At 71.5% G+C, this 12,136-nt stretch carries 11 protein-coding genes; 5 read left to right on the top strand and 6 right to left on the bottom strand.

The features are described from left to right. The first annotated feature begins 111 nt into the window (after positions 1-111). From ASF28_RS23590 to ASF28_RS11295, 5 genes are read left to right on the top strand one after another with little or no spacing between them, the layout of a single operon-like run. Positions 112-1,515: a family 2B encapsulin nanocompartment shell protein gene (locus ASF28_RS23590; protein ID WP_056092213.1), complete on the top strand. Its 1,404-nt coding sequence runs from the start codon at positions 112-114 to the stop codon at positions 1,513-1,515. Continuing rightward, positions 1,502-3,547, top strand: coding sequence for a family 2A encapsulin nanocompartment cargo protein cysteine desulfurase (locus ASF28_RS11310; RefSeq protein ID WP_056092211.1), 2,046 nt, complete (start codon positions 1,502-1,504; stop codon positions 3,545-3,547). Before ASF28_RS23590 ends, ASF28_RS11310 begins: the two co-directional genes overlap by 14 nt. A 53-nt stretch (positions 3,548-3,600) precedes the next feature. Next, on the top strand, positions 3,601-4,593 hold the full coding sequence (locus tag ASF28_RS11305; RefSeq protein ID WP_056092206.1) for an aliphatic sulfonate ABC transporter substrate-binding protein: 993 nt from the start codon (positions 3,601-3,603) through the stop codon (positions 4,591-4,593). Positions 4,594-4,595: 2 nt separating this feature from the next. Further along, entirely contained in the window at positions 4,596-5,444 is an 849-nt protein-coding gene (locus ASF28_RS11300; protein ID WP_157085565.1) for an ABC transporter permease, read from the top strand. 7 nt (positions 5,445-5,451) lie between these two features. Continuing rightward, on the top strand, positions 5,452-6,186 hold the full coding sequence (locus ASF28_RS11295) for an ABC transporter ATP-binding protein (RefSeq protein WP_056092202.1): 735 nt from the start codon (positions 5,452-5,454) through the stop codon (positions 6,184-6,186). 11 nt (positions 6,187-6,197) lie between these two features. Here ASF28_RS11295 and mnhG read toward each other — a convergent pair whose 3' ends face one another. Genes mnhG through ASF28_RS11265 form a run of 6 tightly spaced genes read right to left on the bottom strand, consistent with a single transcriptional unit; the run spans position 6,198 to position 12,132 of the window. Then, positions 6,198-6,539, bottom strand: coding sequence for a monovalent cation/H(+) antiporter subunit G (mnhG, locus tag ASF28_RS11290; RefSeq protein ID WP_056092199.1), 342 nt, complete (start codon positions 6,537-6,539; stop codon positions 6,198-6,200). Then, complete coding sequence (locus ASF28_RS11285; protein ID WP_056092197.1) at positions 6,536-6,820, bottom strand: K+/H+ antiporter subunit F; 285 nt, start codon at positions 6,818-6,820, stop codon at positions 6,536-6,538. The genes mnhG and ASF28_RS11285 overlap by 4 nt, the downstream gene beginning before the upstream one ends. After that, a complete protein-coding gene (locus ASF28_RS11280) occupies positions 6,817-7,305 on the bottom strand; it encodes a Na+/H+ antiporter subunit E (RefSeq protein WP_056094065.1) in 489 nt (162 codons plus the stop codon). Before ASF28_RS11280 ends, ASF28_RS11285 begins: the two co-directional genes overlap by 4 nt. Then, a complete protein-coding gene (locus ASF28_RS11275; protein WP_056092195.1) occupies positions 7,302-8,867 on the bottom strand; it encodes a monovalent cation/H+ antiporter subunit D in 1,566 nt (521 codons plus the stop codon). The genes ASF28_RS11280 and ASF28_RS11275 overlap by 4 nt, the downstream gene beginning before the upstream one ends. Then, a complete protein-coding gene (locus ASF28_RS11270) occupies positions 8,864-9,202 on the bottom strand; it encodes a Na+/H+ antiporter subunit C (RefSeq protein WP_056092192.1) in 339 nt (112 codons plus the stop codon). Before ASF28_RS11270 ends, ASF28_RS11275 begins: the two co-directional genes overlap by 4 nt. Then, a complete protein-coding gene (locus ASF28_RS11265; protein WP_056092189.1) occupies positions 9,202-12,132 on the bottom strand; it encodes a monovalent cation/H+ antiporter subunit A in 2,931 nt (976 codons plus the stop codon). The genes ASF28_RS11270 and ASF28_RS11265 overlap by 1 nt, the downstream gene beginning before the upstream one ends. Between the last annotated feature and the right edge of the window lie 4 nt (positions 12,133-12,136).

The following is a 12,136-nucleotide window of genomic DNA, read 5'->3' as shown; positions in this document are numbered from 1 at the left end:
GAGCAAAACCAATTCAGCCACTGAGCGGGCGCGCGGCGGGCGCGGTTCCGATGCGACCCATGTCGCGTCGCGGCCGCCCCATGCCCTCGCCGGAACACGGAGACGAAATCAATGAGTGGACCAGGTCTGAGCGTGAGCGCCTCCGCGGCACGTAATCTCGCCACCGCGACCGTCACCTCAGTCCAGAACGCGGCCAACACCCCGCGCTGGTTCCACCGCCTGCTGCCCTTCGTCGACGTCGCCGGCGGCGTCTACCGGGTCAACCGCCGCGCCGTCGTACTGGCCAAGCCCGGCCGCATCGAACTCACCGCCGACGGTCAGGAGAAGGGTGGCGCCCGCACCGTGCGCCCGGCCTCCCTGCGCCGCATCCCCCTGTTCAGCCGGCTCGGCGACGCCGAGCTCTCGGCCCTGGCCTCCCGATTCACGGCCTCGCAGCACAAGGCCGGCGACGTCATCGCCGAGGAAGGGTCCTCGGATCGCAGCCTCACGGTGGTGGCCGACGGCACCGTCGAACTCACCCTGTCCGGCCCGTTCAAGGGTCGCCTGCGCCAGGGTCTGGCCACGGGCGGCGACTATTTCGGCGACGGCGACCTCGTCGGCGAGAACACGCCGGCCCCGGCCGTGAAGGCGCTGTCGGCGGTGACTCTGCTCACCCTCGACCGGGCCGCCATCGAGGACGAGGGCCTCCGCTCGCGCATCACCCAGTACGTGGAGGAGCGTGACCGGCTGAAGGGCCACACCAATTCCCACGGCGAGCAAGGCATCGAGTTGCTCGCGGTCCATACCGGCGAGCCGCGCCTGCCCACCACCTTCGTGGATTACGAGGAGGACCCGCGCGAGTACCACCTCTCGACGATCCAGACGATCCTCCACACCCACACCCGCGTCACCGATCTCTACTCCAACGAGATCGACCAGCTCCGCGAGCAGATCCGCCTCACGGTCGATGCCGTGAAGGAGCGCGAGGAGTGGGAGCTGTTCAACAATTCCGAGTTCGGCCTGCTCCACGAGGTCAGCCAGCGCCAGCGCATCCCCACCCGCGGCGGCCCGCCCACCCCGGACGACCTCGACGAGCTCCTGACCCTGGTCTGGAAGAAGCCCGCCTTCTTCGTCGCCCATCCCCGCGCCATCGCGGCGTTCGGCCGGGAGGCGACCCGGCGCGGGGTGCCGCCGGTGGTGATCCACCTGTTCGGCTCGCCCTTCCTCACCTGGCGCGGCGTGCCCATCGTGCCGAGCGACAAGCTGCCCATCGACATCGATCCGGTGACGGGGGCCCAGACCACCTCGATCCTGCTCCTGCGCGTCGGCGAGCACGAGCAGGGCGTGGTCGGCCTGCAGAAATCCGGCGTCACCGGCGAGATCGAGACCGGCCTGTCGGTGCGCTACATGGGCACCAACGACCACTCCATCGCGTCGCACCTCGTGACCCGCTACTTCTCCGCCGCCGTCCTGGTGGAGGATGCCATCGCGCGCCTCGATAACGTGCTCCTGGGCAATTACCATGACTACGCCTGACGCGCCGTCCGTCGGCTTCCCCACGGGCGTGTTCGGCGATGCGGCGCATTCCGATCTCGTCGGGCGCCTCGCCCGCGAGATCCACGGTCAGGGGCAGGCGGCGTCCGCGCCCCTCACCCCAAACCTGCCGCAGACCCCGCAAGTACCGCAGGCCCTGGAGAACCTTCCCCAGGGCTTCGGCCACCCCCTGGTGCCCAAGGCGGATCCGGCTACGCCCTCGATTCCCTCCGGTTCGGCGCCGTCGGGTCTCCAGCCCGATGCCGCGAAGCTCGGGGCGCGCTCGTTCGGCGCGCCGCCGGTGGGCCTGCCGGGCCTGACCGGGCCGGGCTTCGCCCAGCCGCCGGGCTTCGCCCAGCCCTCGGCGTTTCCGTCCGTCCATCCCGAGGCCGGGAGCCCGGGGCGGGCCCTGCCCGAGTTCTTCGTGCCGAGGGTGCCCGAGGTGGCCACCGCCATCCCGGGCGGCGTCGACCTTCACCGCACGATCGCCGAGGACCATCCGCGCGCCAACGGCTTCGCCCACGGCCTCGCCCCGTCGCTGGTTCCGGCGTCGCCCGGCAGCCACGGCAAGGACGAGGCCCAGGAGACCTTTTCGCGCACGGGCCGGCTCTCTCCGGACGCGGCCCGCCGGGAATCACCCCTCGAACAGGAATCCCCCCACAAGATCGAGATCGCCGACGAGCCGTTCTCGCAAGGCGAATACTACTTCCTCGCCGACCGCAGCCGGCCGGGCAGCGCGTCGCCCCGGGTGGAGCCGAGCCACGGCCAGGGTCACGGGCATGCGCCGCATGTCGCGACGCAGGGGGCGAGCCCCGTCGCCGCGCCCTTCGACGTGGAGCGCGTCCGCAAGGACTTCCCGGCGCTACACCAGAGCATCAACGGCCATCCCCTGGTCTGGCTCGACAACGCGGCGACCACGCACAAGCCGCAGAGCGTCATCGACGCCACGTCGGCGTTTTACGCCCGCCACAACTCCAACATCCACCGGGCCGCCCACACCCTGGCGGCGCGCTCCACGGACCTGTTCGAGGGCGGTCGCGAGAAGGTGCGGCGCTTCCTCAACGCACCCTCCAAGGACGACATCGTCTTCCTGCGCGGCACCACGGAGGCGATCAACCTTGTGGCCAATTCGTATGGCCGCGCCAATGTCGGTCCGGGGGACGAGATCATCGTCAGCCAGATCGAGCACCACGCCAACATCGTGCCCTGGCAGCTCCTGACCCAGGCCACCGGCGCCACCCTGCGGGTGATCCCCGTCAACGACCGCGGCGAACTCATCTTCGAACAGTTCGCCGCCCTGCTCTCGGGCCGGACCAAGATCGTCTCGGTGACCCACGTCGCCAACGCCCTCGGCACCATCACCCCCGTGGCGGAGATCATCGCGCTCGCCCATGCCTACGGGGTTCCGGTGCTGGTGGACGCGGCCCAATCCTCGCCGCACATCCCCCTCGATGTGCAGGCACTCGACGCCGACTTCCTCGTCTTCTCCGGCCACAAGGTGTTCGGCCCCACCGGCATCGGCGCCCTCTACGGCAAGACGCACCTGCTCGAGGCGATGCCCCCCTGGCAGGGCGGCGGCCACATGATCGAGGACGTTACGTTCTCGAAGACCGTCTACAAGGGCGCGCCGGAGAAATTCGAGGCGGGCACGCCCGACATCGCCGGGGCCGTGGGTCTCGGCGCGGCGCTGGACTACCTCGAAAGCGTCGGCCTGCCCGGCATCGCCGCCTACGAGCACGACCTCCTCGAATATGCGCAGGCCGGCCTCGCCGAGGTGAAGGGCCTGCGCCTCATCGGCACCGCCCGGCAGAAGGCCAGCGTGATGTCCTTCGTCGTCGACGGGCACGCGAACGAGGCGGTGGCCCACCACCTCGACGCCCGCGGCATCGCCGTGCGCTCGGGCCACCACTGCGCCCTGCCGGCCCTGCGCCGGTTCGGCGTCGATCAGTCGGTGCGGGCGTCGCTCGCCTTCTACAACACCCGCCACGACGTCGATGTGTTCCTGAAGGCGCTGCATTCCCTGCCGCGCCGCTGAGCCCCCAACCGGCGGCGGCCCGCGGGCCGCCGCGATGAATGAGCGAGCGTCCCATGCGTCATCTCAAATCCGTTCCGCGCCGCACGTTTCTGGCCGCCGCCTGCGGTGCCCTCGCGCTCCTGGCGGCACCGTGCCTGGCCCTGGCCGCCGAGGTGAAGGAGGTCCGCCTCGACTGGGCGACCTACAACCCGGTGAGCCTCGTCCTGAAGGACAAGGGCTTCCTCGAGGAAGCCTTGAGGGACAAGGGCATCGGCGTGCGCTGGGTGCAGTCCCTCGGCTCCAACAAGGCGCTGGAGTTTCTCAACGGCGGCGCCATCGATGTCGGGTCCTCGGCCGGAGCCGCCGCCCTGCTCGCGCGGATCAACGGCAATCCGGTGAAAGCCGTCTACGCCTTCTCGCAGCCCGAATGGACGGCCCTGGTCACCCACAAGGATAGCGGCATCGCCAAGCCCCCGGACCTCAAGGGCAAGCGCATCGCGGTCACCCGCGGCACCGATCCGCACATCTTCCTCATCCGCGCCCTCCAGGGCGCCGGCCTGACGGAGAAGGACGCCAAGCTCGTCCTGCTGCAGCATGCCGACGGACGCACGGCCCTGGAGCGCGGCGACGTCGATGCCTGGGCCGGCCTCGACCCGATGATGGCGGCCGCCGAGATCGAGGGCGGCAACGTCCTGTTCTTCCGCGATGCCGCCGCCAACACCTGGGGCGTCCTCGACGTGCGCGAGGACTTCGCCCGGGATCATCCGGAGCTCGTCCGCACGGTCATCGCCGCCTACGAGCGCGCCCGCACCTACGCCCTCGCCAATCCAGCCGCCGTCCAGCAGGCCCTGGTCACCGCCACCAAGCTGCCCGACGCCGTCATCGCCCGGCAATTGACGCGGACCGATCTGAGCCAGCCCATCATCGGACCGGTCCAGGCGGAGAGTATCCGCGCCGCCGGCCTCGCCCTGCAGCAGGCGGGCGTCATCCCGGCCGAAACGGACGTGACGGCCGCCGTCGATGGCCTCATCGACACGCGCTTCTCGCCCGCAGCGGCGCAGCGCTGAGCATGGCCTCGGGGCTGGCCGGCGCGGCCGAAGCGGATACCCGGGACGCGCCCGCGTCGGGGTCCGGACCCATCGTCCGTGGGGATAGCGCGGCCCGCGCCCTGCTGGCGCTGGTCCTCCCGCTCTGCCTGGCGATCGGGTGGGAACTGGCCGTCCGGGCAGGCCTCGCCCAGGGCCGCCTCGTGCCGCCGCCGAGCCGGGTCCTCGCCACCCTGGCGGCCCTCGCCGCGTCGGGCGAACTCCGGGTCCACGTCGAGGCCACGCTCCTGCGCGTCGCCTCCGGCTTCGCCCTCGGGGCGAGCCTCGGCATCGTGCTCGGTGCCGTGACCGGGACCCTGCCGCTGGCGCGCCACCTCCTCGATCCGGCATTCCAGGCCCTGCGGGCGGTGCCGTCGCTCGCCTGGGTGCCGCTGTTCATCCTCTGGCTCGGAATCCTGGAGACGCCCAAGGTGGTGCTCATCGCCGTCGGCGTGTTCTTTCCGGTCTATGTCGGCGTGTCGGGGGCCATCGCCTCCGTCGACCGCAAGCTGGTGGAGGTCGGGCGCATCTTCCGCCTGTCGAAACCGGCCCTGGCCCGGCGCATCCTGCTCCCGGCAATCCTGCCCGCGACCATCGTGGCCCTCCGCACCGGCCTCGGCCTCGGCTTCCTGTTCGTGGTGGCGGCCGAGCTGATGGGGGCGTCCGAAGGACTTGGCTATCTCCTTGTGGACGGCCAGCAATTCGGCAAGCCGGAGCAGATCCTGGCCGCGATCCTCGCCTTCGCAATCCTCGGCAAGGCGGCCGACACGGTGCTCGTCGTCCTCACCCGGCCGCTCCTGCGCTGGCAGGACGTGGCGCGCGACATCCTCTGAGGCCGCGATGCTCACCTTCCGGAACGTGTCCAAGACCTACGCGGACGGAACGCGGGCGCTGGCCGGCATCACCCTGTCGGTGGCGCCGGGCGAGATCCTCGCCCTCGTGGGCGGCTCGGGCTGTGGGAAGACCACGCTCCTGCGCCTCGCCGCCGGCCTCGATACGGCGAGCGGTGGGGCGATCCACCTCGACGGCGAGGCGCTCGACCGGCCCCATCCCGGCGTTGGGCTCGTGTTCCAGGAACCGCGCCTGCTGCCCTGGCTCACCGTGGCGCAGAATGTCGGCTTCGGCCTCGCCGGGCACGGCGCCCCGGAGCGGCGCGCGCGGGTCGCGCACGCCCTCGACCGGGTCGGCCTCGCGGAACATGCCGACCGCTGGCCGCGCGACCTGTCCGGCGGCCAGCAGCAGCGCGCCGCCATCGCCCGCGCCTTCGTGGCGCAACCGAAGGTGCTCCTCCTCGACGAGCCGTTCTCGGCCCTCGACGCGGTGACGCGGCAGGATCTCCACGGCCATCTGCTCGGCCTCTGGGCGGAGACGCGGCCGACCATCGTCCTCGTCACTCACGATGTCGGCGAAGCGGCCGTGCTGGCCGACCGGGCCGTGGTCCTGCGCCCGAAGCCGGGTCGCATCCACGCGATCTTCGACATCGCGACGCCCCGGCCGGACGATCCGGAGGCCAATGCGGCGGCGACCCGCCAGCTCAGGGCGGCCCTCGGCGCCTCCCTGCGGGAGAACGCGTGAGGGCAAGCGTCCTACGGGTCGGGCGGGGCGTCGGCGTTGCCCTCGGCCCGGTCGCGGTAGGTGGCGGCGCGGCCGAGCAGGATCAGGGTGACGGGCGTGGTCACCGTGAGGAACAGGCCGATCAGGAGGTCGCGCAGGACCAGTCGTCCCTCCGTCACCGAGAAGAACACCACCGAGGCCGCGACGATCAGGGCCATGCCGAGGGTCGCCCCGAGGGTGGGGGCGTGGACGCGCTCGTAGAAGGTCCGCAGGCGGATGAGGCCGGCGGCGCCCGTGAGCGAGAAGCCGGCGCCCGTGAGCGCCAGGGCGACCACGAGCCAGGCGCCCCAGGCGGGCAGATCAGCCTTAGTCACTGGATCACCTCGCCCTGCATCAGGAACTTCGCCAGCGCCAGGGTCGCGGCGAATCCGAGCAGGCCGATGACCAGGGCGGCCTCGAAATAGAGCCCGCTGCCCGTGCGCATCCCGTGCACCACGATGGCGAGCATGCCGTTGAGGTAGAGCGTGTCGAGGCCGAGCACGCGGTCCTGCGCGCGCGGACCGCGCAGGACTCGCCAGGCGGCGAGCGTCATGGCGAGGACCAGCATGGCCTGAGCCAGTCCCAGACCATAGGTGAGGACGAGCGTCGGGCTCACGAAAAGACCTCCATCAGCGGGCGCTCGTAGCGATCCTTGACCCGGCGGACCCACGCGTCGCCATCGACGAGGTCGAGGACGTGGAGGAGCAGGCGGCCGGTGTTGGACTCGTACTGGATCCAAAGGGTGCCGGGCGTCGCCGTGAGGATGATCGACAGCACGGCGAGGCCGTAGGGGCTGCGCAGGTCGAGGGGGATCGAGACGAAGCCGGTGCGGCGGGTCCCCCGGCGCAGGCCCAAAATCACCTTGGCGACGTCGATGTTGGACTGCACCACATCGACGAGAACGTGCCCCGCGAGTCCCAGGATCACCCCCGGCGCCCGCACGCGCACGGCCTCGGGGCGCAGGGCCCGCATGACGAAGGGCACGAGCCATCCGACGGTCACCGCGAGAAGCCCCGTCGCCGGCGTCAGCGGCGGGTTCAGCAGCAGCCACGTCGCGAAAAGGCCGAGGGAGAGCAGGGGGTAGGGCAGGAGCCGGTTCAGGGGGTGCCCCCATCGAGGACCGCGCGGACATAGGCGGCGGACTGCGCCAGCCACTCCACCGTGCGGTCGGTGTAGGCGAGCCCCGCCCCGCCCCACAGGGTGAGGCCGAGGCAGACGGCCAGCAGACCCGCCAGCGCGGCGAATTCGAGCCGGCCGATCACCGGGTCGGGACCGTCGTGCGGTACCCAGAACCCCTGGATGCCGAGGCGCACCAGGGGCATCAGGGTGCCGAGGCTGGAAAGGGTCAAGACGAGGACGAAGCCCCAGGCCAGGGGCGTCATCGCCCCGCCCGCCAGCCCCGAGAACATCGCGAGCTTGCCGATGAAGCCGGCGAGCGGCGGCAGGCCGGCGAGCATCAGGGTGCAGAGCAGGAAGCCGCCGCCGACGATCGCCACGGCCGCCGGGATCGCGCGGCCGGTCTCGGTGGCGCCGTCGTCGTCGAAGGGGTCGTGGTACTCGTCGGCGAACACGGCGAGGGAGGCGGCGGCCGGGTCACGGCCGCGCTGGAGGATCTCGCCCAGCAAGAACAGCGCCCCCGCCGCGAGGGTCGAGCCGACGAGGTAGAACAGGGCCCCCGACAGGGCGGCCGGGCTGCCGGTGCCGAGGGCGGCGAGCACGGTGCCGGACGAGATCATCACCGCGTAGGAAGCCGCCCGCGTGAGGTCGCGCGCGGCGAGGATCCCGATGGTGCCGTACGCGACGGTCGCGAGCCCGCCGGCGAACAGCCAGCCCTGGCCGAACCCCGCCGAGGCGCCGGTGCCGAAGAGCAGCAGGCTCAGGCGCACGACGACGTAGAGGCCGACCTTGCTGAGGATCGCCAAGATGGCGGCGGCGGGTGCGCTCGCGGCGGAATAGGTCGGGGCCAGCCAGAACCCGAGGGGCCAGGCGCTGCACTTGATGAGGAAGGCGATGCCGAGCACGGCGCATCCGGCCTCGAACAGCCCGGCCTCGGCGCCCGCCGGGGTGGACAGGCGCCGGGCGAGGTCGGCCATGTTGAGGGTGCCCATGGTGCCGTAGATCAGGCTGACGCCGACGAGGAAGAACAGCGACGCGATGAGGTTCACGGCGATGTAGGTAAGCCCGGCCCTGATCCGGGTCTCGCCGGAGCCGTGCAGCACCAGGCCGTAGGAGGCGGCCAGCATCACCTCGAAGAACACGAACAGGTTGAAGAAGTCGCCTGTGAGGAAGGCGCCGTTCACCCCCATCAGCAGCAGCAGGAACAGGGCGTGGAAGCGCGGTCCCGCCCGGTCCCAGCGGGCGACGGCGAAGACGAGGGCGGCCAGGGCGAGAACGCCCGTCAGCACCAGCATGAGCGCCGAGAGCCGGTCGGCGACGAGGACGATGCCGTAGGGGGCAGCCCAGTTGCCCAGGCGGTAGACCTGGGGGGCCTCCATCGCCCCGCGCGCCAGGAGGAGGGCGGTGACGAGGAGCACCGTGGTCGTGGCGAGGCTGATGGCCGCCTTGAGGCCGCTGCGGCGCTCGTCGAGGAGCAGCATCAGGCCCGACGCCGCGATGGGCAGCACGACGGGCAGAACGATGAGGTGGTCGGCTCCCGAACTCATGCGCCGGGCTCGCGGCCATCGACGTGATCGCTGCCGGTGATGCCCCGGGCGGCGAGGAGGACGACGAGGAACAGGGCGGTCAGCGCGAAGCTGATGACGAGGGCGGTGAGCACCAGGGCCTGGGGCACCGGGTCGGCGATCCGTGCCGCATCGGCGCCGGCTTGAAGGACCGGCGGGGCACCCACCGTCAGGCGGCCCATGGCGAAGATGAACAGGTTCACCGCATAGGTCAGCAGCGACAGTCCGAGGACCACCTGGAAGGTGCGCGGCCGCAGGAGCAGCCAGACGCCCGAGGCGGCGAACAGGCCGATCCCCAGGGACTGGACGATCTCCATCAGCGCTTCGTCTCCATGCAGGCTTCCGTCTCCATCTCGGCCGCCGCCTCGCGGGCGCGGCGCAGGGATTGCCGCGCCAGGGCGACGAGCATGAGCACGCTGGCCCCGACGACGAGGACGACGACGCCGAGATCGAAGGCCACGGCGCTGGCCAGGGGGATTTTCCCGAGGACCGGCACGTCGGCGTACTGGAAGGCGGCGGTGAGGAACGGGCGGCCGAACAGCCAGGGCACGGCGCCGGCCAGGACGGCGACGAGGAGGCCGAAGCCGATCCACGCGATCGGCTGGATGCGCAGGCGCTCTTCGACCCATTGGGCGCCGTGGGCCATGTACTGGAGCACGAAGGCGATGGTGAGCGCGATGCCGGCCGCGAATCCGCCGCCGGGCCAGTCGTGCCCGCGCAGGAAGAGGTGCAGGGCCAGCACGCAGATGAACGGGAACAGCCAGGTGATCACCACGCCGGGGATCAGCATGGCGTCGGCGGCGGTGTCGCCGACGCTGCGATCCTCGTGGGCGCGATCGGCGGCCTCCTGCCTGAGTTGCTGCTTCGGACGCTCAAGGCTGTCGGCGGCCGGGCGGAACCGGCGGAGCAGAGCGAAGACCGTAAGACCGACGATTCCGAGGACGCAGATCTCGCCCATGGTGTCGAAGGCGCGGAAATCCACCAGCAGGACGTTGACGACGTTGCGACCGCCGGCCTGGGGATAGGCTTCGTCGATGAACCAGCGGGCGATCCCCTCGGGGGCCGGCCGGGTCATCACCGCGTAGGCGAGGGTGGCGAGCCCCGTCCCGACGGCCCCCGCGACGGCGAAGTCGGTGAAGCGGCGGCGGCGCGCGCGGCGGTGCTCGGCGGCCGGCGCGGGAATCGCCGCGTCGCGCTTGGGCAGCCAGCGCAGGCCGAGCAGCAGCAGCACCGTGGTGACGATCTCGACGAGGAGCTGGGTGACGGCGAGATCGGGCGCCGACAGCCAGACGAAGGTGAGGCTGCCGACGAGGCCCGCCCCGCCCGTGAGGATCACGGCCGATAGGCGGTGGTACTTGGCGCGCTCGGCCGCACCCACGGCGCAGGCGCCGCCCACCAGCCACAGGAGCGCGAAGGCGGGATCGATCCCGGAGAGGTCGGGGACGGGCATCGGCGGAAGGCCGCGCGCGAGGACGGCCGACAGGCCGGCGATGATGGCGACGAGGAACAGGGTGCGCAGCTGTACCTGAACCCGCGTCGCCCCGAGGCTCCGCTCGAGCCAGCGGGCCGCGTGGACGAGGCCGGTCATGGCGCGCTCGAACATCCAGCCGCCGTCGAGGCGGTGCAGGAGCCAGGGGCCGCCGCGGGGGTTGGTGTTGATGCGCCGGCCGAACGCGAGGTAGAGGCCGACACCGCCGGCGAGCGCCCCCATGCTGAGGGCGAGGGGCGCGTTGAAGCCGTGCCAGATGGCGAGGTCGTAGGCCGGGCCGGCCTCGCCGAACACGGCGCGCGACGCCGTCTCCAGGGCCGGCCCGATGGTGAGGTTCGGGACGAGGCCGACACTGATGCAGGCCAGGACCAGGATCTCGATGGGCAGGCGCATCCAGCGTTCCGGCTCGTGCGGCGCCTTCGGCAGGTCGTGGGGCGGCGCCCCGAAGAAGGTCTGGCGGATGAAGCGCAGGGAATAGAGCACCGTGAAGGCGGAGGCCACGGTCGCCAGCACCGGCAGGGCGAGCTGGAGCGGGTGGTCGCCGACGTTGTCGACGGCCTCCGACAGGAACATCTCCTTCGACAGGAAGCCGTTGAGCAGGGGCACGCCGGCCATGGCGGCGGCGGCGACCATGGCGAGGGTCGCGGTGTAGGGCATGGCCCGCCACAGGCCGCTGAGGCGGCGCATGTCGCGGGTCCCGGTCTCGTGGTCGATGATGCCGGCCGCCATGAACAGCGACGCCTTGAAGGTGGCGTGGTTCACCGTGTGGAAGATCGCCGCGACCACGGCCAGCGGCGAGTTGAGGCCGAGCAGAAGCGTGATCAGCCCGAGGTGGCTGATGGTGGAATAGGCGAGCAGGCCCTTGAGGTCGTGCTGGAAGATCGCGCTCCAGGCGCCGACCAGCATCGTCGCCATGCCGGCGGTGCCGACGATCCAGTACCAGGCGTCGGTCTCGGCCAGCACCGGCCAGAAGCGGATCATCAGGAAGATGCCGGCCTTCACCATGGTGGCGGAATGCAGGTAGGCGCTGATCGGCGTCGGTGCCGCCATGGCGCGGGGCAGCCAGATGTGGAACGGGAACTGCGCCGATTTCGTCAGGGCCGCCGCCAGGATCAGGACGAGGGCGGGCAGGTAGAGCGGGCTCGTCCGGATGGCATCGCCGGACGCCAGGACCACGGCAAGATCGTAGCTGCCGACGATGCGGCCGACGAGCACCATGCCGACGAGGAGGCACAGGCCGCCGAAGGCCGTGATGGTCAGGGCCATGCGGGCACCGTCCCGCGCCGCGCGGTTGTCGTACCAGTAACCGATGAGCAGGAACGAGAAGACGCTCGTGAGCTCCCAGAACACCACAAGCTGAATCAGGTTGCCGGCCAGCACAATGCCGAGCATCGCCCCGACGAAGGCGAGGAAGAACGAGAACAGGCGCGGGACGGGGTCCCGCGCCGACATGTAGTAGCGCGCGTAGAGCACCACGAGGGCGCCGATGGCGAGGACGAGGACGGCGAACAGCCAGGCCAACCCGTCGAGCCGGAGCGTGAACGCGACGCCCAGCGAGGGCAGCCAATCGATGGTCTGCACCACCGGCGCGGCGCCGACGCGCGGAGAGAGCGCACCGACGCAGGCGAGGCTCGCGAGCGTGACGAAACCGGCCAGCAGGGCGGCGGCGTTGCGCGCGTCCCGGGGCAGCAGGGCCGCCGCCACGCTGCCGAGGAAGGGCAGGAGCGCGGCCGCAACGAGGAGGGGCTCGGCAGGCATCAGG

The organism is Methylobacterium sp. Leaf99 (assembly GCF_001422375.1).
In the GTDB taxonomy this organism is placed as follows: domain Bacteria; phylum Pseudomonadota; class Alphaproteobacteria; order Rhizobiales; family Beijerinckiaceae; genus Methylobacterium.
Note: the sequence above shows the minus strand (reverse complement) of the source record. Positions and strands in the feature narration are given on the sequence as shown.

What these genes read in the sequence shown, in the direction of transcription:
- ASF28_RS23590 (WP_056092213.1), top strand. Translation starts at nt 112, where the DNA reads ATGAGTGGACCAGGTCTGAGCGTGAGCGCCTCCGCGGCACGTAATCTC.
- ASF28_RS11265 (WP_056092189.1), bottom strand. Translation starts at nt 12,132, where the DNA reads ATGCCTGCCGAGCCCCTCCTCGTTGCGGCCGCGCTCCTGCCCTTCCTC.
- ASF28_RS11270 (WP_056092192.1), bottom strand. Translation starts at nt 9,202, where the DNA reads ATGGAGATCGTCCAGTCCCTGGGGATCGGCCTGTTCGCCGCCTCGGGC.
- ASF28_RS11305 (WP_056092206.1), top strand. Translation starts at nt 3,601, where the DNA reads ATGCGTCATCTCAAATCCGTTCCGCGCCGCACGTTTCTGGCCGCCGCC.
- ASF28_RS11300 (WP_157085565.1), top strand. Translation starts at nt 4,596, where the DNA reads ATGGCCTCGGGGCTGGCCGGCGCGGCCGAAGCGGATACCCGGGACGCG.
- ASF28_RS11275 (WP_056092195.1), bottom strand. Translation starts at nt 8,867, where the DNA reads ATGAGTTCGGGAGCCGACCACCTCATCGTTCTGCCCGTCGTGCTGCCC.
- ASF28_RS11310 (WP_056092211.1), top strand. Translation starts at nt 1,502, where the DNA reads ATGACTACGCCTGACGCGCCGTCCGTCGGCTTCCCCACGGGCGTGTTC.
- ASF28_RS11295 (WP_056092202.1), top strand. Translation starts at nt 5,452, where the DNA reads ATGCTCACCTTCCGGAACGTGTCCAAGACCTACGCGGACGGAACGCGG.